The 23,828-nt window shown below is 41.7% G+C and carries 16 protein-coding genes and 1 rRNA gene; 1 reads left to right on the forward strand and 16 read right to left on the reverse strand.

The features are described 5' to 3' along the window. Nucleotides 1–61, reverse strand: a 16S ribosomal RNA gene (locus tag ACFQV5_RS10025); the annotation flags it as partial. 437 nt (nt 62–498) lie between these two features. Between ACFQV5_RS10025 and ACFQV5_RS10030 the strand changes: the two genes are divergently transcribed. Then, entirely contained in the window at nt 499–1,758 is a 1,260-nt protein-coding gene (locus ACFQV5_RS10030; protein WP_379246236.1) for an MFS transporter, read from the forward strand. A 144-nt stretch (nt 1,759–1,902) separates the two neighbouring features. Here ACFQV5_RS10030 and ACFQV5_RS10035 read toward each other — a convergent pair whose 3' ends face one another. From ACFQV5_RS10035 to ACFQV5_RS10105, 15 genes are all read right to left on the reverse strand, one after another. Then, nucleotides 1,903–2,097, reverse strand: a complete 195-nt coding sequence (locus tag ACFQV5_RS10035; RefSeq protein ID WP_379246238.1) for a hypothetical protein — start codon at nt 2,095–2,097, stop codon at nt 1,903–1,905. A gap of 173 nt (nt 2,098–2,270) precedes the next feature. Further along, nucleotides 2,271–4,286 carry an NAD-dependent DNA ligase LigA gene (gene ligA / locus ACFQV5_RS10040; protein ID WP_379246240.1) on the reverse strand — a complete coding sequence of 672 codons (2,016 nt, stop codon included), beginning with the start codon at nt 4,284–4,286 and terminating at the stop codon, nt 2,271–2,273. Between the two features lie 72 nt (nt 4,287–4,358). Continuing rightward, nucleotides 4,359–6,686: a DNA helicase PcrA gene (gene pcrA / locus ACFQV5_RS10045; protein ID WP_379246242.1), complete on the reverse strand. Its 2,328-nt coding sequence runs from the start codon at nt 6,684–6,686 to the stop codon at nt 4,359–4,361. Between the two features lie 142 nt (nt 6,687–6,828). Further along, entirely contained in the window at nt 6,829–7,518 is a 690-nt protein-coding gene (gene pcrB / locus ACFQV5_RS10050) for a heptaprenylglyceryl phosphate synthase (RefSeq protein WP_483874796.1), read from the reverse strand. Nucleotides 7,519–7,752: 234 nt separating this feature from the next. After that, complete coding sequence (locus ACFQV5_RS10055; protein WP_379246247.1) at nt 7,753–8,622, reverse strand: phosphatidylinositol-specific phospholipase C/glycerophosphodiester phosphodiesterase family protein; 870 nt, start codon at nt 8,620–8,622, stop codon at nt 7,753–7,755. 218 nt (nt 8,623–8,840) lie between these two features. Next, entirely contained in the window at nt 8,841–12,149 is a 3,309-nt protein-coding gene (locus ACFQV5_RS10060; RefSeq protein WP_379246249.1) for an S-layer homology domain-containing protein, read from the reverse strand. Nucleotides 12,150–12,427: 278 nt separating this feature from the next. After that, a complete protein-coding gene (locus tag ACFQV5_RS10065) occupies nt 12,428–13,828 on the reverse strand; it encodes an undecaprenyl-phosphate glucose phosphotransferase (protein ID WP_379246251.1) in 1,401 nt (466 codons plus the stop codon). After that, complete coding sequence (locus ACFQV5_RS10070) at nt 13,825–14,736, reverse strand: glycosyltransferase family 2 protein (protein WP_379246253.1); 912 nt, start codon at nt 14,734–14,736, stop codon at nt 13,825–13,827. Before ACFQV5_RS10070 ends, ACFQV5_RS10065 begins: the two co-directional genes overlap by 4 nt. A gap of 127 nt (nt 14,737–14,863) precedes the next feature. Beyond that, the gene (locus ACFQV5_RS10075) at nt 14,864–15,793 is read right to left on the reverse strand and encodes a glycosyltransferase family 2 protein (RefSeq protein WP_379246255.1); all 930 of its coding nucleotides are present in this window, start codon (nt 15,791–15,793) and stop codon (nt 14,864–14,866) included. A gap of 79 nt (nt 15,794–15,872) precedes the next feature. After that, nucleotides 15,873–16,757: a dTDP-4-dehydrorhamnose reductase gene (gene rfbD, locus ACFQV5_RS10080; RefSeq protein WP_379246257.1), complete on the reverse strand. Its 885-nt coding sequence runs from the start codon at nt 16,755–16,757 to the stop codon at nt 15,873–15,875. Then, on the reverse strand, nt 16,754–17,776 hold the full coding sequence (rfbB, locus tag ACFQV5_RS10085; RefSeq protein WP_379246259.1) for a dTDP-glucose 4,6-dehydratase: 1,023 nt from the start codon (nt 17,774–17,776) through the stop codon (nt 16,754–16,756). The genes rfbD and rfbB overlap by 4 nt, the downstream gene beginning before the upstream one ends. 15 nt (nt 17,777–17,791) lie before the next feature. After that, complete coding sequence (gene rfbC, locus ACFQV5_RS10090; protein WP_379246261.1) at nt 17,792–18,340, reverse strand: dTDP-4-dehydrorhamnose 3,5-epimerase; 549 nt, start codon at nt 18,338–18,340, stop codon at nt 17,792–17,794. A 20-nt stretch (nt 18,341–18,360) separates the two neighbouring features. Further along, nucleotides 18,361–19,104, reverse strand: coding sequence for a sugar phosphate nucleotidyltransferase (locus ACFQV5_RS10095; RefSeq protein WP_379246263.1), 744 nt, complete (start codon nt 19,102–19,104; stop codon nt 18,361–18,363). Nucleotides 19,105–19,125: 21 nt separating this feature from the next. Further along, nucleotides 19,126–20,433 carry a glycosyltransferase family 4 protein gene (locus ACFQV5_RS10100; protein ID WP_379246265.1) on the reverse strand — a complete coding sequence of 436 codons (1,308 nt, stop codon included), beginning with the start codon at nt 20,431–20,433 and terminating at the stop codon, nt 19,126–19,128. Between the two features lie 27 nt (nt 20,434–20,460). After that, complete coding sequence (locus tag ACFQV5_RS10105; RefSeq protein ID WP_379246267.1) at nt 20,461–23,817, reverse strand: HAD hydrolase-like protein; 3,357 nt, start codon at nt 23,815–23,817, stop codon at nt 20,461–20,463. Between the last annotated feature and the right edge of the window lie 11 nt (nt 23,818–23,828).

The raw sequence follows: 23,828 nt of genomic DNA on the forward strand, positions 1-23,828 counted from the left end.
CTTGCATGTATTAGGCACGCCGCCAGCGTTCGTCCTGAGCCAGGATCAAACTCTCCATTAAAGTTTGAATTGCTCATTGTTGAAGCTAACGTTATTTATATTGACGTGATTCATTTGTTCAGTTTTCAAAGAACTTGTCCGCTCTTCGTCGTTGATGTTTCACATCAGCGCCTCAGCAGCGTAGGTTTTTATTATATCAAGTGTCTCGATTGCTGTCAACACTTTTTTCGACAACTTTCGACGCCGTGTAATCTGTTGTTTACCTTGCGTCAAAAGCGACAAGAAACAATATATCATGCTTATAGTTATTTATCAAGCTTTTTTATAAAAGAAATTTAAAACAATTATTTAGACCTTGAAGTATGACCTACCCCATCAGATTATTCTTCTATAATAAGTACAATTAAAACTCAAAAATGAATTGATTTCCAAATCAAAAGGTTTTACTGTAAGTTCATCGTTAAATAATAGTTACAATATTAGAGAGGGGATTCTACAATGTCGGACAAACCACTGAGCCTGCGGACGCCCGTCTCTTCCACAAAGCCTTCAAAGAGCAGCGGCACAGAGCAAGCTACAGTATATCGGATATTGCTGGCGATCAGCTTTGTCCATCTATTCAATGATTCAATACAAGCCATGATACCCGCTATTTTTCCTATTTTAAAAGATAACCTTCTGCTCACCTTCACACAAATAGGATGGATATCATTCGCCATTAACTTCACTTCTTCTATTATACAGCCTGTAATCGGTTATGCAGCTGACAGAAGACCGACACCCATTCTATTACCGATCGGCATGTGCTTCACCTTCGCAGGTGTATTCATACTGGCGTATGCAGGCAACTACATACTTGTGCTCTTCTCAGTGGTGTTGATTGGTCTTGGGTCTGCGACGTTCCATCCTGAAGGAATGCGAGTGGCACACATGGCAGCCGGAATGCGGAAGGGACTGTCCCAATCTATCTTTCAGGTAGGAGGCAACGCTGGGCAATCTTTGGCGCCACTTATGACTCGTTATATATTTGTTCCTTTCGGCCAAATCGGTGCACTTGGTTTCACGTTCGTCGCCGCAGCCGGTATTATTGTACAGTCATATGTCGCTCGTTGGTACCAGGGGATGCTGGATTCAGGCTATACATTCAAAAAAAGAACTACTTCCCGTCTAATGGATCCATCTAAGCGGAAAAGCATCCGCAATGCCACCCTTATTCTGGTCACCTTGGTGTTCGTACGATCTTGGTACGGCGCTGCCATCAGCAGTTACTATGCATTCTACTTGATGGATGCCTATAAAATCTCTTTAGATAACGCTCAAATCTATATCTTTCTGTTCTTAGCCTCAGGGGCTCTCGGAACATTCTTCGGGGGGCCGCTGGCCGACCGATTTGGACGCCGTAATCTGATCATGCTTTCTATGATCGGAACAGCACCGCTTGCAATCATTCTCCCATTCGCTTCGCCATTTTGGGCCGGGGTATTGCTTGTGTTTGGGGGATTCATTCTGCTCTCCAGCTTTTCTGTTACAGTTGTGTACGCTCAAATGCTCTATCCGGGAAATATCGGTACTGTCTCTGGCCTAATTACTGGGTTCGCCTTCGGTATGGGCGGAATCGGTTCACTGGCACTCGGCGGTCTTGGAGATGCATGGGGCATTGAGAATGTAATGATTGCTGTAGGCTTTTTACCACTGCTCGGTCTACTTGCCTTGCTCCTACCAGGAGATGCGCAGCTAAATAAGTGGTCTGCAGAGTAGCCCTATTTCACTGTTGGTGTAAGCGTCTCTATTGTCCATACCGATATATCAAAATTTCATTAATTCATTAGTTCATATCATCATATTAAAAAATACACCGTGTCACATCATAATGTGTCGGTGTATTTTTTATGTGCAAGAAAATCATTTCATCTTGCGTACCATCTTTACAAACCAGTACAGGAATATCCAAGGCAACACAAACTTTGTAATCCATTCAACACTGAGACGCACCTCATCAAAGCTATCATCCGGAGTCGAGATTCCCTTTAGAGAGAAAAATATTATGAAAATGATAAATGCGGCTATGCCGATATAATATAAATATTTATTGCTCATTCGAAAATAGCACCTGCCTCTCTGCTCCTTTTACACAAATGTTAACTTATGGAACACCCGGTTACAACATATATGTAGGAAACAGTCGATTCCTTAGTTTAGAATTAAAGTAAAAAAAAGATCCTGAACCATAACTGATTCAGGATCTTAGTATATCTATCATGCTATACGCTCTACTCCTCATTCAATAAGCGCACAAACTCATTCTCATCTTCAATGATATCGATTCCGAGCTGCTGGGCTTTAGCGAGCTTACTGCCTGCTTTTTCTCCAGCAATCAATAGATCAGTCTTCTTGGATACACTGCCTGTAACCTTGGCACCCAGACGCTCCAGTCTTTCTGTCGCTTCCTCACGTGTAAGCAGGTGAAGTGTACCGGTGAGAACGACTGTTTTGCCGCTGAAATAGGAATCTGTACTTACTGGACGCGGCGCTTCCGGCGCTTTAGCCTGCACACCCAGTGACAGCATCTTCTCAATGCTCGCTTGTGCAAATGGATCAGCAAAGTATCCGGCGATACTGTCCGCCACAATAGCTCCGACATCCGGCAGATTCACCAATTCCTCAGCGGTTGCCGCCATAACAAGATGAAGATCACGATAATGGTCTGCCAACATCTTCGTCGTAGACTTACCGGTGTTCGGTATACCTAGCGCGTAGAGGAAGGAGGCAAGATCCCGCTCTTTGCTCTTCTCGATCGCATCCAGCAGATTCTGTGCTTTTTTCTCCCCAAAACGCTCGAGCTTCACCAAACTATCAAACGACAAGGTATACAGATCAGCAGGCTCCCGCACACTAAGTTCTTCGTAGAGCTGACTCGCTGTCTTTTCGCTGAACGTCTCAATATCCATAGCATCACGGGAGGCAAAATGCGTAATCCGCGCGATAATTTGCGGCTTACAGCCCGACTTGTTGTTACAGAACAGATGCGCACCGCGTTGCTCAAGCGGGAAACCGCAGGAAGGACACTGCTCCGGATATACGATCTCCTCCCCGTCATTCTCTTCCGTTACCTTACCTAGAATTTCTGGGATAACATCATTCGAGCGGCGGATGAATACACGGGTACCGAGAGCGAACTTGAGATTTTTACGTTCAATGTCTCCGACATTGTTCAGCGTGCAGTTCTGCACTGTTACTCCTGCTAGTTCAACGGCTTCTACACGAGCTAAAGGAGTGATTTTGCCAGTACGTCCTACATTCCAGGTTACGGATTCTAAGATTGTCGTCGTTTCCTCTGCCTCGAACTTATAAGCGACCGCCCAGCGAGGGAACTTATCTGTATAGCCAAGCGCTTCTCGGGTTCGGATGTCGGTCACCTTCAAAACCGCCCCGTCGATCAGATAATCCAGCTCAGAACGGCGCGCTTCAATGTCAGCCAGCTGCTCCATAACATCATCAAAGTTCTCAAAATAGAAAATATACGGGTTCACTTTAAACCGGTTGTTCCGCAAAAACTCCATCATTTCCTTATGATCGCCAAACGTGATGCCATCTGAATAACCGACATTGTAAAAATACGCATTAAGTTTACGCTCTGCTGTCACCTTCGGATTCAGGTTGCGCAGTGCTCCAGCAGCAGCGTTACGGGCATTCTTCAGAGGCTCGACCGCCGTCTTATTGTAATTCTCTAAGACAGACAGATTCATAATGCCTTCACCCTGCACTTCGATCGTCCCTTCAGTGTATGGGATTGTCAGGGGTACAGACTTAATCGTCTTCACTTGAGCAAGTATGCCCTCTCCAACCGCACCATTACCCCGTGTTGATGCTTGGATTAGCTTCCCGTCCTTGTAGGTCAGGTTCAGCGTCAGCCCATCAAACTTCAGCTCCAGCGCATAACAAGGCATCGGAAGCGGATTGCTTGGATTTTTAGTATTGTAATCATTCACCAGCCTGACCACACGATCATGCCAAGATCGAAGCTGCTCGATATTTTGAGCCTTGTCGAGACTCCATAGCGGGGCTAAATGGCGATGCGGGGTAAAGCCCTTCAATATATCTCCGCCTACCCGCTGTGTAGGGGAATCCGGAAGCGCAGTTCCGGTCTCCTTCTCCAGCGCTACTAACTGATCATATAAGGCATCGTATTCCTTGTCGCTCACAAGCGGCTGATCCAGCGTGTAGTAATGGTAGTTGTAATTATTCAGCTCCGCAATGAGCTTCTCCATTTGTTCTTTGAAATCCATGCAGGGGCAATCCTCCTTCAATTAATTAAAGGCCGTTAAAGATAATATGTTTAAGCTAGCAATCGTAGTAGCCTATTCTACTTTTGTTATCGGAGCAAAACCAGCAAGCAGACGCTTAATACCAACAGGTGCCGGGAACGCGATCTGAAGCTCCATATCATTGCCTGTACCTTTTACAGAAACAATCGTTCCGGTTCCCCACTTTCCGTGAGCTACCTTATCTCCCGCGCTAAACCCGTCTGAGCTTCCGGCAGTTGTCTCCTTACGAGCAGGTGCACCAGTCGTAACGGTGACACGGCTCTTCTGTGAAGCAGCAGCCGAAGCAGTAGATCCTCCAAGTGATAGATCCTTGGCTCGCCCTCCGCCGAAGTTACTGCCTCCTCCACTACTGAAGCCGCGTCCAGCGTAAGATCCGCCTACATTACCACCACGGCGGTAACGGTCTGATGCCATCTGAGTATCTTCCTTCAGCTCCTCCGGTATCTCCTCTAGGAAACGTGAAGGTGGATTGGCTGTCGTCCGACCAAATAGGGTCCGCATCCGTGCACACGAGAGGAACAGCTGCTTCTCTGCACGAGTAATACCTACGTATGCGAGCCGGCGCTCCTCTTCCAATTCTTCGTTATCAGAAAAAGCACGGCTGTGCGGGAATACGCCTTCCTCCATACCGATGATGAACACAACTGGGAACTCCAGACCTTTGGCACTGTGCATTGTCATGAGTACGACGGCATCACTGCGGTCCTCTTCGTCATCATTCATCGAATCGATATCAGCGATAAGCGCAAGATCGGTGAGGAACGAAACGAGAGATTTGTCTTCGTTATTTTTCTCAAATTCCATCGTAACCGATAAGAACTCTTCAATATTCTCAAGACGCGATCTCGATTCAATTGTGTTCTCTGCTTGAAGTTCTACTCGGTATTGGGACATTTCAAGTACTTTCTCAGTCAACTCGGTTACGGATAGGAATTCTACCATCTGGGTCAAGGCAGCAATCATATCGTAAAATTCAACCAGCGCATTGCGCGTACGACCAGCAAAACCAAGATCGTCGACGAATTGAAGCACTCGGAAGATGGACGTACCACGTTCAGCCGCAGCGGCTGCGAGTTTGCCAACCGTCGTATCACCAATACTCCGCTTCGGTACATTTATAATTCGAGTTAAGCTGATATCGTCGTCCGGGTTAGAGATGAGCCGCAAGTAGGCGAGAATGTCCTTGATCTCTTTACGATCATAGAACTTAATGCCGCCGACAATCTGATACGGAATATCCGACTTGATCAAAATTTCCTCGATTACACGGGACTGTGCGTTGGTACGGTACAAAATCGCATGATCTTGATAGGACTTGCCCGTCTGTACGCTTTTGGTAATTTCAGAAGTTACAAAGTATCCTTCATCATGCTCAGAGTCCCCACGGAACACTTTGATCTTCGGTCCTTCTCCCTGTTCGGTCCAGAGATTCTTAGGCTTGCGGCCTGTGTTCAAGGCGATAACCTTATTCGCCGCGTTCAATATGTTCGAAGTGGAACGATAATTCTGCTCCAGCAGAATCGTCCGCGCTTCCGGATAGTCTTGTTCAAAGTTCAAAATGTTGCTGATATCAGCGCCGCGCCAGCGATAGATAGACTGATCACTGTCACCCACCACACAAATGCGGTGATGGCTATCCGCGAGCATACGGCAGAGCATATATTGTGCCCGGTTCGTATCTTGATACTCATCAACGTGAATGTACTGGAATTTGCGCTGATAGAAATCGAGCACTTCCGGAACTTCCTTAAACAGCTGGATCGTTGTCATGATCAGGTCGTCGAAATCGAGCGAGTTATTGCTCTTGAGACGTTTTTGGTACTCCGTGTACACTTTTGCAACGAGGGATTCAAAATAATCTCCCGCTTTCTGCTCATATTGCTGTGGAGATACCAATTCGTTCTTAGCCGCACTCATCGTCGCTTGAATAGCCTTCGGCTCAAACTTTTTGGGATCGATGTTAAGATGCTTCATACAATTCCGAATGACGGATAGCTGATCGGTAGAATCCAGAATGCTGAAGTTTGAGGTAAAGCCGATTCGTTCAATATCCTTACGAAGGATACGTACACACATGGAGTGGAATGTGGATACCCAAATATCCCGGCCTTCTGCACCAACGAGTTTAGAAACCCTCTCCTGCATCTCACGAGCTGCCTTGTTCGTAAAGGTGATGGCCAAAATACTCCATGGCGGGGCTTTGCGTGTTGCGATTAAATATGCGATCCGGTGCGTCAGCACCCGTGTCTTACCTGATCCGGCTCCGGCCATAATGAGCAGAGGTCCGTCAGTCGCCTCGACCGCCTTCCGCTGCTCAGGGTTGAGGCGCTGGACGGCCTCGTGTATGTTAATGGGCTGCATTAGTTCAGTTGCCTCCTATTGATTGTAAAATATATGGAACACTTTCATATGACTTATTGACGAATACTTACCTAGTTATAATAGAAAAAAAACGTACGACTCGTCGAAAGGCCTCGTGATCGTGTCAGAATGTTTAATGAGGTTAACCCTTCACCGCTTTAACCGTTTCAATAGCTTGTGGCAAATGATCGTAAACGACATTGCCTACAATCACAGTGTCTGCAACAGTCGCTGCCTCCGCTGCTTGTTCAGCCGTCGTAATTCCGCCGCCATAAAACAGCTGTGAATGATCCAGTGATCTGCGAACTGCACGTACGGTATCCATATTACCAAATGTACCGCTGTATTCGATATAAACGATCGGCAAGCTCATCAGCTTGTCCGCAATCTGGGCGTAAGCTACCGCTGATCCTTCGTTAATCTGTGCTTCTGCACGAGTTAGCTTAGCAACAGTAGCATCCGGGTTTAGTACAATGTAACCCTCCGTCACTACTAAATCCCAAGGAATCATATATCCATATCGCTCAATTCCCTGATGATGTCGTTCCAGAATCCAGGTAGGGTCCGGTGTATTCAGCACCATAGGAACCATATAGAGATCAAAACCAGGCACAACCGCCTCGAGATCAGACACCTCCTGTACGCAAGGCAATTCGTATCGACGTACACGTGAGAGTAGATCTACTGTGTTCTCATAAGTAACACCCGTAGAGCCACCTATCATTATTGCATCAGTGCCCGACATGCATAACTCGTCGAGTGCATCATCACTGATTTCTTTCTCGGGATCAAGCTTAAATACATGCCTCCAGGGCTTTATCATGTCTTTCAACGTCATTCCTCCACGTCAACGGTCTACTACTAAATTAAGTCTATGATAGCAGCGGGAGCAAGTCAATTTGTGTTCGCATAAAATACGAACATTTTTATTGGTAATGAAGTAAAATCCATTTCATCATTCCCTTCGGGCTGTATGGTATGCGGCTTTCTTACGTTGAAAAATAAAAAAACCTCTCCTTATTTTCATCAAATGAAAGCGGAGAGGCATATGATTTTTTTGATCCACTTAAGGCTTTAAGTTATAGCGCAAGCTATTCGCTACAAGTTCTGGTTCCGTTATATCATCAGAATAAACACCGTAAACACCCAATTTTTCATAGTTGTTCACGGTAGACATGTCATTAATCGTATGCACATAAGTGACAACGCCCATTCGTTTCAACTTCGCTATAAAATTGGGGCTCACCCGGTACTCAGGCATGGTCACGGCATCGATCTCATGCTCCTTTACAAATCGAGCAACTCGATCATTCGAATCCTGGGTTGCATAAAGCGTATAAATCAATGATTTAAATGGATACACATTCTCCACGATATCAAGCATCGGTTCATTATAAATTTGAACAACCACTCGATCGAGCAGCTCCGGATCACGCTGCTTCGCAGCAGTTACTAGCTCAGTGAAGAGATGATGAATATCTTCATCCTTCTCCTCCTTCGTGTCCGTCACAATATATATATCCGGATATCTTTGCATCAAATCCAGAACCCTGCCTACATCCAGTGGCTGATATTTATCCTGAATCGGCGTATTAATAAATTCATCATGAGTTAGCCTTGCTGCTTGTTTATCCTCCGGCAATTTATATTGCTGACCAAGCTGTTCCGTCATGCTCTTGGTCCACTCATGGCGTGCAACAACCTTCCGATCAGCGCTGAGCATAAAGTCAATTTCAAACACACGTGTACCTTTTCCATAATTCTCAACCATAGCGTCATATGTATTGGTATAGTACTGATCCTCAATACTTCCTGTGGCGTGAGCGATCAGACGATAAGCTGTAAAGCCATGTTGTTTCGGATCCTCCTCATACTGAGTAAACAGGAGTACAATGATAACAGAGAATAATAGAAATACAGCTGTAATCCGCTTCATGCTATCCCAACCTTTCAGGCTTAGATGTCTTATCCACTTGAAGTTCAGGATTAGACCTTCTATGTATTTAAATTAAGCCTGTGATGGGATGAGTGAATCAATTAGCGGTCTTATAAAGACGAAACGATTGATATTGGTGATAATAGCCGGGATAAAAAAGCCCCCTTCTTTCATGAATGAAAGGAGGGGGCGCATTCGTTAAAAGTAATGACCGAATGTTAGAGATATTCTATTAACAATGCTACCAATTGATTCAAGGCTGTTATTTTGTCATCTTTACTGCCTGTTTCTACTTGAAGTGCCGCTTCACGAGCACTGATCAGACTTGTCAGGCTAGAGTCGTTAGCAATAAGGTCATCTGCAAACGTTATAGCATTAAGCAGCAGATGATCAAGCGTCGGAACAATGATTTCAATAGGGTACGACTCTGAAGTAAGTGATCCACGCTTCAGTTTCACTGTTGCGGTATAGATCAGAGCCTCATTACCGTCATTATAATTTACAAGTTTAATAGAACCATGATCTTGTTCCAAATAAACACTTGTTGTTACATTGGTCGGTTCACTGAGTTCCAACCCTTCGATAATTACGTTCGTATCTTCCAGCAGCGGATCATTCCGATCTGTTAGGTACACGGCATCTCCAACAGTTGTAATATAGGAAACCGTTGAAATCGGTAGCAACTTGCCCATTTCATTAAGCAAGACTCCCTCTAGATCGTGCTGAATGTTCACTGTGTTAGATAATGTATCTATTACTTCATTACTGTACACATCCATGATTTCAGTCTTCAATGTGTAGTACCCTGCTTGCTTAAACTTCAGATCAAATTGAAGATCAAGGCCAGATAGATCAAATCCGTTATCCGTTGAACCGTAAACAGCTTCAATCGTGTTTGACTTAGTAACAAAAGGAATCAGCTCTCCTTCAGACGTCTTCATCTCAATAAGGCTTGGATCCTCTTGTCCCTCCACACTAAATCGAAGATATACTTGATCTTCCGTATTGTTATAATATCCACTTTGGACTCGAAGTTCCTGAGATTGATCTACCAGTTTGTTTCCTTCTATATATGACGTGAAGTAATATTCAATCGAAGGAGGTAAGTCTGACTGCGGCTCGTCTTCTACTAATTGATTATAGTCAGTAAAAATCAGTTCTGCTCCGTCAACTTCCATATCAAACACGTACCAATAAAGCTCATTACCATCGCCTCTAGGTATATGGTAGGTTTTCACTGGTGCGCCTGTGCTTCCGCTATAAATCTCAACCTTAGCTGCGGAGTTCCGTAGAGTCTCTGTTCCGTCATAGCCATTCCTAGAAAAGTTATGAACGTAGAACTGATACTTGCCATCTACCCGCTTTCGAATCGTCGTCGTTTCCGGTCCATAGGAATCTACATCATCGTGATCCAGATCTGCATAGAGTTCACCTTGATAATGGGTCTCACGATCTCCATACCAAGTATGGAATGAACGTCCATTAGGTGTCGGTCCAAGCAAATGAGAATCTTCATCCCTAGGATTTTCTCCCCAGGTTAATACAATCCGGATCTCATCACTAGCAGGTATTTTGATCGCAGTTGCATCTTCATTCTGATTAAAACTATCACTTAAAGAAACACCGACAACATAGGTCGTAATAAATCCTGTTTTCGTAAGTTGACCTGTGTAAACCCCGGCAGGCAGATTCACTGTATATCGTCCATCAGCACCAGTAATTACTGTAGCTGCAATACTGCCCGTCGTATTATTCAATCCTCTTCTAAAATCGATCTTCATGCCTTCCACTGGATGTTCCTCAACGTCCATGATGGTACCTTCAAAGCCTTCAAGCTCCACACTACCGGTTAAAGTCGTTGTAAACTTGGTCGTACCTTCAGCAGGAGCTACTTTAAGTACAAATGCCTCTCCATAATACTCCGCTAGTGGAATTGGCTCAAAAGTCAATAGCTTAAGCGAATTGTTAAAAGAAATGCCATCAAGTGTATAAACCGCATCTCCAACCGTTGCAGATACGTTCAAATCACTTAATTCCAGAGCTGGAACCGCATTTACGAATTGAAGCGCCGCTTGTCCGTTCGTCAATTGGATCCGGTCTATCACTGGTTGAGGTGGATTAACGCTCGATCCGCCCCCACTATTGCTACTTGATCCTGAAGACGAACTGGAAGATGTGCTGCCCACGTTTACCGTAATATTATCGCCAAGCACAAGATTACTTGGACGCTGAGAGAACGAAACGCCCGTTGCGTTGACCTGCGCGCTGCCAATGCTTCCTTGTCCACCAACATTCGCCGCTGCATTGAGAATCAGTGAAAGGATAGATGCCGCAGACCCGACATTCAGGTTTGTGCCTGAAGCATTGCTTGCCACATTCAACTGCCCCACAGAGCCAGATGCTAGATTCACATTCAATGAAGCTGCTGTAACGTCGACTGTTTCAAACTGTCCAGCCAGTGATACGGTAGATCCTGCAGGAATAAGATCAGATAACAAAAGATCTTTAAAGCCTTCACCCGTCAGACCTGTCTCTTCTAGAATTGCACCGGATTGCAGTGTAATCTGAGAAACGGAACTGCTGCCTTCGGTTACGATGCGAATGCTTCCGTCTTTTTTATTCACGATGACTGTTACTAACACAGAATCAACAACATGAATACTGTTCTTGCCCCCACCTTTTACCGTTGTACGACCTTTGACTGTCACTCCGTTAAGCGTAACGTCACCTTCACCGACACCTTCGCCAATAACAAGATCACCCTCGATGATCATATTCTGCAAGGTGATATCCGGTGCATTAATATGTACCGAACCAGAGACCTTCTCTGTTCCTGAGGCAGGACCGTAGGTACCAGCTTTGTCATAGTTGGTAACTTCTTTCGCTTTAAGCTGCTCAAGTGCACGATCGAGCACCGTGGCTGCTTCTGCTCTTGAGGCACCTGCTGTTGGTCTGAATTTCCCATTACTACCTTTCATAAGACCAGCCGACGAAACAGCACCAATCGCACCTTTACTCCATGCTGGGCTGTTTACCGTATCTGAAAAATCGGAAGCAGGATCACTCGCTTTCAATTCCAACAAGGAGCTCAGTATTACTGCAACCTCTTGTCGTGTTACATTTCCGTTCGGTTTAAACGTTGCATTGCTATATCCCTTCATATAGCCTTGGGAGGCTGCTATGGACAGATCGTTGTAATACCATGCTGACTTCTTCACATCACTGTAAGAAATCGAAGCTTTGGTTTCGAATTGAAAAGATCGATTAATGATTGCCGCTAGTTCAGCTCTCGTGATCGGAGCATCTGGATTGAGGTTTCCGGATGAATCCCCTTTAAGATAACCTTCTTCTTTCCATTTCTGAAGCGTTTTGCTCGCCCAGTGCCCTGAGATGTCGTTCAAAGACTGACTCTCGTGCACTTCACCCTTGTTGTCTGCAGCACTCACACCTGCGAATGGTGAGAGCATAAGGGAGAATCCCAATGCGGTACTTATGAGCTTCTTGTAGAATCCTGTTACTTTACCCAAAAGTTCTTCCTCTCCTTTGTCTGTATCGTGGTGATTTCTAAGACTATTAGACTAGTAACAATAAATATAAAGACCTACCATATATAGTCTACAAGATCTAATAATAGACCTTCTAAAAAATAACTCAAGTGTTTTTTGGAAAAATATAATATATTTTGTCGATATGTAGATAAAATAGGTCATAGTAGTAGCAATAAAAAAAGACCAGCCAGAAATTCTGGCTGATCTGATCAAAACTTGTAAAATGAGAAATACTGAATAGAGTCTTATAGAAAAGCTTAATATGCATTTTTGAAACCATTCCGGATCGTACGGAGAATAATTCTGATGTCAAAAAGGATAGACCAGTTCTCAATATAGAAAATATCATGTTTGATCCGTTCCTCAATGGACGTATCTCCGCGAAGTCCATTACTCTGCGCCCAGCCAGTGATGCCTGGACGAACATGGTGCTTCACCATATACTTCGGAATCTCCTCACGGAACTGCTCGACATAATAAGGGCGCTCGGGACGAGGTCCGACCACACTCATATGTCCAAATAGCACGTTGAAAAACTGCGGTAGTTCGTCGAGACTTGTTTTTCGTAAAAATGACCCGAACTTCGTACGCCTTGGATCATTGGCGACCGTCCAACCTGTATCCTCCATCCCTTCAGGCAATAGCTTCATGGAACGGAATTTATACATATAAAAAGTACGGCGGTTCAGACCCACCCGCTCTTGCTTGAATATCACGGGTCCAGGGGACGTCAGCTTCACCCCTATAAATATACACGCCATCAGCGGCAATGTGATTAGGATGGCTACAAGAGAGAAAGCAATATCAAAGATTCGTTTAAACAGACGATTTCCAACTAGATCCAGCGGAATGTCACGTACGTTGATCATGGGCATCCCGGCAAAGTTATCAAACATTGGGCGGGCCGGCAAAAAGTCGAAGAAATCCGGTATGATTAGCGTGCGGACACCTGCTTTTTCGCAAGCTGCAATAATCTTCGGGTATTTGTGATGGGCATTCAGCGGTAACGCTAACACGACCTCGTCGATGATCTCCCGTTCCAGCACTGAAGCCAGCTCATCAACCGTACCAAGAATTGGCTTGAAACGTTTCGCTTCGTCTACTTCCCATTGCTGGTAATCATCTAGAAAACCAGTTACCTCATATCCGAGTTCAGGATACTGTTTCAGGTTCTTGTAAAAGGTCTTCCCAAGCGTTCCCGCACCTACGATGAGAACAAATTGGCGGTTGAACCCTTTTTCGCGGAAATGCTTAAGTGTCTTCTTCAGGAAATAACGATACAAGATGATGGTCATCACATTTAACACCATGTAAATCGCCAAGTACACACGAGAAATGTTGACCTCTTTCACAAAGAACATCAAGCTGAGCAGGATGAACATGCCAACGAAGTGTGTCTGGAATATTTTTAGAAATTCATCGGCAAACCGTTTCTTCCGTTTCGGAGAATACAGAGCCACCATAACCCCCACAACAAGAGCTACTACTCCATAGACGAGACTCCACATCGCATAGGATTCGATAGGCAGCGGCTTCTCATAGGGAAACAATGCACTTTCGAATTTAAGCCACCAGGCGAGTAGGAAAGAGATCTGCACGAAAGCAAAGTCTGTTAGCATATATAGTTTAGTGAGAAAACCTTGATTTTTACGGATCATAATTTCACCTCAACCTGGCGATCAGAAGTTAAAGGCGCAGCAGGACGAACCGGCTTTAACCAGTTAAACAGTAAGGCTAGGAGCATTTTGAGCCCAACACCTGTGTAGACTGCCCCATTTACAAATATGTTGTAGTGTTTACGATAATGTTTACGGTGGAACAGGATCATGGCTCTATGGAACTCATAGATGATCTTTACCGGCCGACGGCGGGCACTGCCACCTTTATAATGAATGATATGAGTCAGCGGATAATAATGAATTCCCCAGCCTGCTTCCTTGATCCGGTAACACCAGTCGATGTCCTCCCCATACATAAAGAACTCCTCGTCGAGACCACCTACCTGCTCGATGGTTTCTCTGCGTACCATCATAAAGGCACCTACGAGGCAGTCCACAGGATATTCTTGATCCGAATCTAGATAGCCTAGCTGATACTGGTTAAATTTCGGTTTATCCGGGAACAGCCTGCTCAGACCAAATGCATAATAGAAGGAAGCTGATGGTGTAGGAAATCCTCTTTTGCAGGCTTTATCCAGCGAGCCGTCCGGAAGGACGACTTTGCAACCTGAGGCGCCTGTTATCGGATTACGGTCCATAAAGTCGATCATTGTTTGCAGCGTATCTTCCAGCACTACCGTGTCGGAATTGAGCAGCAATATATAACGCCCTCCAGCAATGTCCATTCCCTGGTTGTTCGCTTTGGCAAATCCGGTGTTGTCCGAATTTGCGATCAGTGTCACTTGGGGGAACAGCTCTCGAATCATATCTACTGAGGCGTCTTGCGAATTGTTGTCGATAACAATTACCTCATAGCTATATTCTGTCTTCGCTGCAAACACCGAGTGTAGACAATCCACTGTCAGCTGACAGGTGTTATAGTTGACGATTAATATACTTAAATCCATTGCATAACGTCTCCTGACAAAATTACTAATCTATCGACATTATAGCATATTTCGGAAGAAAAATCGGTTATGTTTGGTAATGTGGGTGTGTATTGGTAGATTTGATGAATGTCTTTATAAGTACCTCTTAAATAAAGCCAATTATAATCAAAAACTTAAACAACAAACTCTCCGATCTTGATTGTCTATGTAATTTGCTTCTACTAATGTACTTAAACCGATCTATCATTCGGGGGCGGGAAGCTAGAAAGAGATCAAGCTGCTCTCTTTTCTCATGCTTTAATTGTTCATCATAGATTCTTCTGAACTCTGTAGCTTGAATTAGAAGCAGTTCTTTACCCGTATGCTTCTTAAAACTATTAAGTTTATTTTTTAGTTTCCCGACTAGTGAATTACTACCTCCAACCACATTGTTACCATGCTGGCGGTACATCATCGATGGCTCTGGATCGTAAATAACCTTGCCAAAAGCGGAAAGAAGCAGATAGAACCACCAGTCGTGCATTAGTATTTTATTACTGTCGACAGATCTACCATCTACAAATAGATCTCTAGCTGACTTGTTCATCGTGATTGTAGCGCCAATCGCGACATTTTCGTAAAGTGCATTGTAGAATGAGGGCTCTCTACGCGGAGATTTCGGCCAAATCCCTTTACTATTCAGCTCCCCATCGGTTAACTGCGTTGAAGTAAATACCATTGCCGGCTCACCCGAATGTACAGTAGTGTCCAGTTTAGAAACAGCGGACTTCACTTTGTGATCAAACCATACGTCATCCTGGTCACAGAAACAGTAATAGTCAGCATGAGGGTCTGACATAATCAGTAATTCAAAAAAACTACCTACTACCCCTAGATTAGCCCCCTGGATTAACTCGATTCGTCCAAGGTAGGTTTTCTCTAATTGTTGAATCTTTTCTATGGTTCCATCTGTAGATCCATCATCTCTAATCAGCACCGCTACCTCTCGGTAGCTCTGTTTCATAATACTCTCGATCTGTTCTACAATATAACGTTCACCGTTATAGGTAGATAACAATACTTGAACTCTCTTCACGCACCCGAAACCTCCCTATAGCGAGACATTCATAATAAAAAGCCCGATCATACAGATCAGGCTCTATCAATCGCTGTATTTATTTTAAGTATAGATCACGGTCTTGTTTCATATCCAGTAAAAACTGCCTTAATCCATCACGCCAATGTGGTAGCTCATCAAACCCATTCGTACGAATGGCCACATGCTCGAGAACAGAATTAGAAGGCCGAGGTGCTGGTCTAGGAAACTGATCCGTTGTACATGGTTCCAGAATCGCGGGAAGGGAAACACCCAACACCTCATGTGCTTCTTCAATAATAGCCTTTGTAAACTCATACCATGTACAAGCTCCACTATTGGAAGCGTGGTAGACCCCATACTTCTCTGTAGCGGTTAAGTTCACTAGAAAGTGTACTACGTCTTTCGTATAGGTAGGTGATCCTTTTTGGTCATTCACAACTTGTAGTTGACGGTTTTCCCGTCCTAAATGCAGCATTGTTTTCACAAAATTGTTTCCGTGCAATCCAAACATCCAGGAAGTTCTTACAATGAACCACTTTGTGGTCAATTCCTGGACCAATAGCTCTCCTGCTCGCTTGGACTTACCATAAATACTCTGCGGATCTGTATTGTCATACTCATGATATGGACGATCAGCCTGACCATTAAAGACATAATCCGTACTGATATACACCAGTTTAGCTCCCACTGACTCGGAAGCAATTGCAATATTTCGTGTTCCCACGGTATTGACCAGATAAGCACCGTCTATATCCGTTTCTGCTGCATCTACAGCGGTATAAGCTGCGCAATGAATAATAATATCAGGAGAATGATGCATAATTACCCGTTGACTATTATCCATATCTGTTATGTCTAATTCTTCTCTGCCACAGCTAATGACTTCATGACCTATCTGGCTAAATACATCAACAACATCTATCCCTAACTGACCATGTGCTCCTGTTACAAGAACTTTCATTTAGATTCACCCAAACGGTCACCGTATTGTGTCGTTACATACTCTCGATAAGCGCCAGATTGAATACGAGTCCACCATTCCTTATTGTTCAGATACCATTCAATGGTTTCCTGTATACCGGTTTCAAAATTATGCTTAGGCTTCCAACCGAGTTCTTCTGTGATCTTGGTCGGATCTATTCCATATCTCCGATCATGGCCAAGGCGATCCTCTACGAAAGTCATAAGGGATTCTGGTTTACCAAGCTGCTCCAAGATCGTTTTGACAATGTGAATGTTCGTCCGCTCGTTATTTCCCCCGATGTTGTAAACTTCTCCATTACGGCCTTGATGAATAACAAGATCAATCGCACTGCAATGATCTTCTACATACAGCCAGTCTCGTATATTCAAACCATCCCCATAAATGGGAAGTGCTTCGTCATTCAAGGCACGCGATATCATTAAGGGAATGAGCTTCTCCGGAAACTGATATGGACCATAGTTATTGGAGCAGCGAGTGATATTTACTGGCAATCCGAAGGTTTCGTGGTAAGCACGGACAAGCAGATCCCCTCCTGCCTTGCTGGCGGAATATGGGCTGTTAGGGGCGAGAGGTGTCGTTTCTGTAAAAAGACCAGTCTCCCCTAGCGAGCCATATACTTCATCCGTTGACACTTGAACAAACTTGGTCACGCCATATTTCTTGGCAGCATCCAAAAGCACCTGTGACCCTAATACGTTAGTGTTCACAAAAATTTCCGGTTCCAAAATACTGCGATCCACATGCGACTCAGCTGCAAAGTTAACGACAACATCAATGCCCTCTTTAAAGATTTGATCTACGGCCACTTTGTCTGATATATCAGCCTTAATAAATGTATAGTTTGATTCATTTTCAACGGATTGTAAGTTCTCGAGATTACCCGCATACGTTAGCGCATCCATATTAATAATTTGGTAGTCGGGATGCTGATGCATCATATATAAAACAAAGTTACTGCCAATAAACCCAGCACCGCCGGTTACAAGAAGTTTCATAATAAATAAATCCCCCTAATCAAAATTCAATTCCGCATCTTGAAGTAATGGATGACGCTGATCCTTATCTGATAGAATGGGACTGGATGTAGGCCAATCAATCGCTAAAGATGGATCATTCCATAATATGCCTCGATCATGTTCAGGGGAATAATACTCATCCACTTTGTATAACACTTGCGTATTCGGAACAAGCGTACAGAAACCATGTGCAAAACCTTTCGGGACCAGAAGCTGACGATGGTTGTGTTCGCTTAGAATGACGCCGATCCATTGACCGAAGGTTGGTGAGCTTTTACGTACATCGACAATAACATCATAAATTGCACCTGTAAGGACGCGTATGAGTTTAGTTTGAGCTTTGGGGTTAAGCTGGTAGTGCAGGCCACGGAGCACTCCCGGTTCAGCAGATAAAGAGTGGTTATCTTGGATGAAGTTATGGTTGATGCCATTCTGTTTGAATAGGTCCTCATTATAGCTTTCCATAAAAAAGCCCCGGTTGTCTCCGTGGACAACCGGTTCAATTAGGCTAGCGCCATTCAGTATTAGAGGAGTCTTCTTCATTACTCTATACACTCCTTTATTTACAATTTTAGCTTACCAAACTCTTCGCCAAAAACGATATCCTTAGCAAGTTCACTTGCTCGAGCTAACGAAGCATGGGTACCTGCATCAGTCCACCAACCCTGGAGGACGTCAAAAGTAAGCTCTCCTCTTTCAATATATGCATTATTGACATCAGTGATTTCAAGTTCTCCGCGAGCTGAGGGCTTTAATGTTCTGATGATATCAAAAACCGTATGATCGAACATATAAATACCGGTAACTGCGTAGTTGGACTTCGGATATTGTGGTTTTTCTTCGATAGAGATGATTTGATCCCCTTGAAGTTCAGGGACTCCAAAGCGAGTCGAATCTTCTACCTGCTGGATTAGAATTTTGGCACCTTTGTTCTGACCTTTAAAATTGTTTACAAAAGGTGTGATATCATCCTCAAAAACGTTATCTCCAAGGATTACAACCATTTGATCATTCGCAACAAAGTGTTCAGCTAAGCTAAGAGCCTGTGCTATACCACCAGCTTCGTCTTGCACTTTGTATGTAAATGAGACTCCCATTTCACGGCCACTGCCAAGTAGGTTAACGACATCACCCATGTGATCTTTACCAGTGACGATGAGGATATCTATAAGGCCAGTTTGCCGAAGTTTCTGGACAGCATGAAAGATCATAGGGTATCTTCCAACAGGAAGGAGATGCTTGTTAGTAACCTTAGTTAAAGGATAGAGGCGCGAGCCTGTACCACCTGCTAGGATTATAGCTTTCATGTATTATATCCTCAATATAAGTTATTTTAGAACGTTTCTTACCTTTTCCAAAAAGGATCTATATTCTTTATCCTTAAGTAAACTTACAGTCTTATAGTAGTAATACATTAGTCTACTCATTCTTTTTATTGTAAGTGTTTTTGATTTACCAATCGATAATTGCGGACTTTCTAGATAACCAATTAGTGGTTTGACTGCCTCCTCCCATGTCATGCGTTTTTTTAATTGTTGAAAATTATCCTTATATATTTTATTTTTAATAGAAACATTCTGAATAGCATTTACTAGACCTTCCACATCTTCCTCTTTTATAACTTCTCCTATTTGGTGTTGAAAGATAATCTCTGAAAAAACATCCCCTCTTGTCGATATCGTTGGAAGCTCACACCAAATATAATCTAGCATTCGTGTTCTAAATGAAAACCGCGTTTCAAGATGATTTTGGTGTAAACTAAGGCCTATATCGCTTTCCAATAGATAGTTATGCCTTTCTTCGTAACTAACCCAATCATTAAAGAAAACTGTATTCCCAGTTAGACTATAATTACCACTCATCTCCTGAATAAGAGCTACCTTTCTCATCCCAGCTGTATTATTAGGTGGGCGGATTCCCATAAATAACAATTTAATTTTATCATTGCTTGTTTTTATTTGTTTCATTGCTTCAATTGCCAAAACGGGATCCAACCAGTCCCAAACTCCTCCACCCCACAATAAAACAATATCATCATGATTAATATTCGGAATAACACCTTTGATAACAGACTTGGTTTTAATTGGTGGATCCGAATCTAAGCCAAAGGGGACTATATCTATAATATGATGTAGAGTTGGATCTACATCATATTCAAGTGCATTAACTCTGTTTATGGAAGCTAACATACCGATCCAAAAATCCCTTTGTTTCTCGGAAGCACAAATAAAGTAATCCCCAATAGCTAACTGTTCAAGTAAGATAGATAAAGATGCCTCATGCAGTCTTTCTTTATATCTTGAATCTCCTTTATTCGTCTCCAGATTTTCTAATATAAATGGGTCATACAGATCAATAACTATCGGTACATTTAGTCCTTTAATATATTTATTTTCCCAAATCACTCTTCCTTGAGTTATTATTGCACACTTCTGGTTGATCAATTTTTTTACGATTTCTTCAGTAAAGTTCAATACTGATATTGAACTGTTTAATGAAGAATGTGAGCTACTCCCCAACAAATAAACTTCGTACTTTTTTGAAAGTTCAAGTGAAAAGTTCAAGTATCTTATTGCGGGACCAGACATATTCTCCCCTATAACTTCTGGAGATATAATTATTACTCTTGTTTTCAATCAGACCACCTCAATACTAGCAATCAGTTAACTTCGTCTCTTTGAATTAGCAAAATTGTAAAGTTTGACTATGCCAGGGATACCACTTAGCTTCAATGAACCTTGTTTCCAGAAGGCGGCATTTAACTCATTTTTTAATTTTTGCTTACTCAGGAAAGTAGACAAATTGATTTTAGGATTTACCAATTTAATACTTTTGCTCGCCCCCCAGTCTTCGCTATGGTTTAACTGTTCAAACATCTGTACCTCTTGTCTAGAAGGATTTTTTATAAATCTTTCCAATTTATTTAGTGCATTAGATTTAAATTGATTATGGTCAATATACGAAAAGTTGCTAACTTTTACTTGCATATCAGCAAAATCTAATATCCCTCTTTGTATCTCGCTAACAACTGAATTTTGAGTTTGTTCAACAAGACGATCATCCCCAGTATTTTTTAAAACTGGTATTATAATACCTTCTGGGTCTTCCTGATATCCAATTGTAGAACCATGGGGAGCTGTAGCTGATTGCTCAAATAATTGAGGGAATTCCGTAATATAGTTACTATGTTTATATGATTCAAAATCATATGAAAATCCTTGTTCAAATATCATTTTCTCATGATGGATATATCTTAGATGATAGTCATAGTTTCTACCGAAATAATATCCATATAATTCAGGGAAGTTTTCATCATCGATATAGGCCCTTCCTATATTATGCTGTATTGTTCCACTCCAACCAATATCAACGAATACTGCACGTTTATTTTTACCAAAGAAGCCGTTCTGTCCTAGGTACTTTTTCAATAAATTTTTTTGTCTGTTTTTTTCCTTTTCAATTACTTCTTGAACCCTGTAGTCATCAATAAAATTGTGCAGCCTGATATCATTCATTGGGTCATATATTGGTTCTTCTATATGATTAAAACCATATGTCTTAGCGTATTCAATAAATTCTGATAGTTTCAAGTTAAACGTGGACAATATTGATGCAAGGCCTTTAGGATTAACCTTCCAAAGTCCCATTCTTATTTCTCTTATGCCAAAACGATATACAGAAGGTAGAGAGGAGGTTAATCTGCTGATATATAGATATTTGCCGTCAGGCAATTCATTATGCAAATACTTATTAGATTGCCTTAACTTTTCGTACAGTTTAATAAATAAATATCCTTCACGAGCAAGAAAAAAAACATCTGTTGCTTTTTTTTTAATCATTAATCGTATTAGTTCATCGATATAACCAACATATACAGGTCCTAGTAGTTCAAATCCTAGTCTATAGTAATTCGATTTCTCGGAATCTGATAAATTAGATTTTCCTGCAAGTCGAAGTATATTGCCCGAATTAATACTATTTCTTATTTCTTTTCTCCTCTTATTATTAATTTTTGAATAGTACCATATTGAATTCAGACCTAAGTTCTTAGGTACCTTATAGTCTGAAATATAATTATCTCCAACGTGAAGTAATCTATCTTTATCTATACATTTTAGTTCTAGGAGCTTTTCAAATAATCTCCCACTCCCCTTAGATAAATTAAAATTATTAGATACATAGACTTCGTCAATAAATTCTATTAACCCACATTTAGTTAGTATTTCAATTAAAACTTCATTTTCAAGATACATATCCGATATGACAATAATCTCTTTACCCAAGTTTTTCAACTGGCTTAATGTTTCAGCTGCCTCAGGATTTGCGTATAGAACCGCAAGCTCTGTTTCAATTTCAAATCTTTCAACTTCCTCCTTGTATTTTTTCGCAAAACTTTCTCCATTTATACGAACAAGATATGAGTAAATTAATTCTTGAAAACAACATTCTAAGTCAAAACCAATTTGCACTTGGTTATTTCTAAGCTTCCATTCTTCTTCATATCTAATATTTAATACTTCATCCACTGAATAAGTTAAAATTCCTTCTTTTAGCAATAAATTATGTATAAACTCTGCTGAAAGTTTATGGACATTTTCAGGTGGATCAACTTTTCTAAATACAAGAGTATCAAACATATCAAAGCTTATTTTGGTGTAATTATCAATATTATTTAATCTCAAGATATCATTTAATTTTTTCACTTTATCAGCAACACAGTAATTAACGATTTTCTTAGCTTTAATAACAGTGCCTTTCGGGTAATTTTTCAGCTTTCTCATTATTGTACCAACATTACGTAAAGGCTTTGTCATTCTCCAAGAGGTAGAGTTTTCATAAATTAATGTCCGATTATTCAGTTGTTCTATCGCTTTATTTTTTTCCGAAATAACAGCATTGAGCAATTCTTTGTTCTCTTTCAAATATTCGATTTCAGTTCTCAGTTCACCTATTTCTTCATCTCTTTCATTTAATTGCTCTTGTATTTCTTTATTTCCCTCTGTTAATTCATTTATTTTTCTTTCTTTCAATTTTAGGTTAGAAGTCAGTTTGTCCACCTCATCTTGGATTTTTTCAAAACTCTTCTCCAAGGCTTCATATTTTATATTCATGTCATAATTTGAATTAACTAAATCGCTAACTTTGTTATCAAAATCAAAAATTTCCTTATTCTTCTGACTTATTTCTAAGTCTTTATTCAAGGATAACTCAGTCATAACGCTCCAGATTTTATGAGATAATTCACTCCAAATGTTTACGGGTGCCTCATAAATGTTTTTTGATAGACTTACATACGTTTGATGATTTTTATATAATTTTATTGCAAACCTATAATTTTGTTCTTTTATAGGGCTACAATCATACTGCGACAACTCCAAATTAAAATAACGATTAAGTTCGTTAAACTTTTTATAAACTTCTCCATATTTCCAATTGAAATACACAATATGGTGGGAAATATTAAGCATAAAGTTCCATAAAGGAGACCATCCAAAGTAATTCACTTCATACTGAAAATGTTCTAAATCCAAGAAATCAACAATTTTTTCTTGATCAGGCAGACCAAACTCCTCATGTTCAACCAACCATTTATATTCTTCCCCAGCGCTAAGCTTCAAATAATTATTTTTAATATTTCCTTCTTCAATCTTGGCCAATTCACTTTTAAATGGGGCAATAATCAAAGCGCCTATCTTTGCACATCTCAAGTGTTCTTTTATAAAGCTCTGTCGTTTACTGCCTTCTATATGTTCTAAAACATCAGCAGATACAACGAAATCGAAACTATTATTTTCGAAGTCCATCTTTGTTGCATCACCAAGAATAAAATTCTCCATTTCTAGATGCTGAGTGTCAAGACAGTAAACAGTGTCATTGGGCAATAATTGGTGTAACCAAGAGCCTCTCCCACCAACCTCTAATATTCGGTAAGATTCATTGTTTTTTCTAAAAGAATTTATAAAATCACATAAAACAGTATATTTTTGATAAATATCAAAGCTTACTTCCTCAAATTTCAAACATCTCACTC

Origin of the sequence: Paenibacillus sp. GCM10028914, assembly GCF_042666275.1 — a bacterium.
In the GTDB taxonomy this organism is placed as follows: domain Bacteria; phylum Bacillota; class Bacilli; order Paenibacillales; family Paenibacillaceae; genus Paenibacillus_AQ.

Bases quoted from the DNA above. Each gene is read 5' to 3' on its own strand.
- rfbB (WP_379246259.1), bottom strand. From the start codon at position 17,776: ATGAAACTTCTTGTAACCGGCGGTGCTGGGTTTATTGGCAGTAACTTT.
- rfbD (WP_379246257.1), bottom strand. From the start codon at position 16,757: ATGAAAGTTCTTGTAACAGGAGCACATGGTCAGTTAGGGATAGATGTT.
- rfbC (WP_379246261.1), bottom strand. From the start codon at position 18,340: ATGAAGAAGACTCCTCTAATACTGAATGGCGCTAGCCTAATTGAACCG.
- ACFQV5_RS10030 (WP_379246236.1), top strand. From the start codon at position 499: ATGTCGGACAAACCACTGAGCCTGCGGACGCCCGTCTCTTCCACAAAG.
- ACFQV5_RS10035 (WP_379246238.1), bottom strand. From the start codon at position 2,097: ATGAGCAATAAATATTTATATTATATCGGCATAGCCGCATTTATCATT.
- ligA (WP_379246240.1), bottom strand. From the start codon at position 4,286: ATGGATTTCAAAGAACAAATGGAGAAGCTCATTGCGGAGCTGAATAAT.
- ACFQV5_RS10065 (WP_379246251.1), bottom strand. From the start codon at position 13,828: ATGATCCGTAAAAATCAAGGTTTTCTCACTAAACTATATATGCTAACA.
- ACFQV5_RS10070 (WP_379246253.1), bottom strand. From the start codon at position 14,736: ATGGATTTAAGTATATTAATCGTCAACTATAACACCTGTCAGCTGACA.
- ACFQV5_RS10095 (WP_379246263.1), bottom strand. From the start codon at position 19,104: ATGAAAGCTATAATCCTAGCAGGTGGTACAGGCTCGCGCCTCTATCCT.
- pcrA (WP_379246242.1), bottom strand. From the start codon at position 6,686: ATGCAGCCCATTAACATACACGAGGCCGTCCAGCGCCTCAACCCTGAG.
- ACFQV5_RS10055 (WP_379246247.1), bottom strand. From the start codon at position 8,622: ATGAAGCGGATTACAGCTGTATTTCTATTATTCTCTGTTATCATTGTA.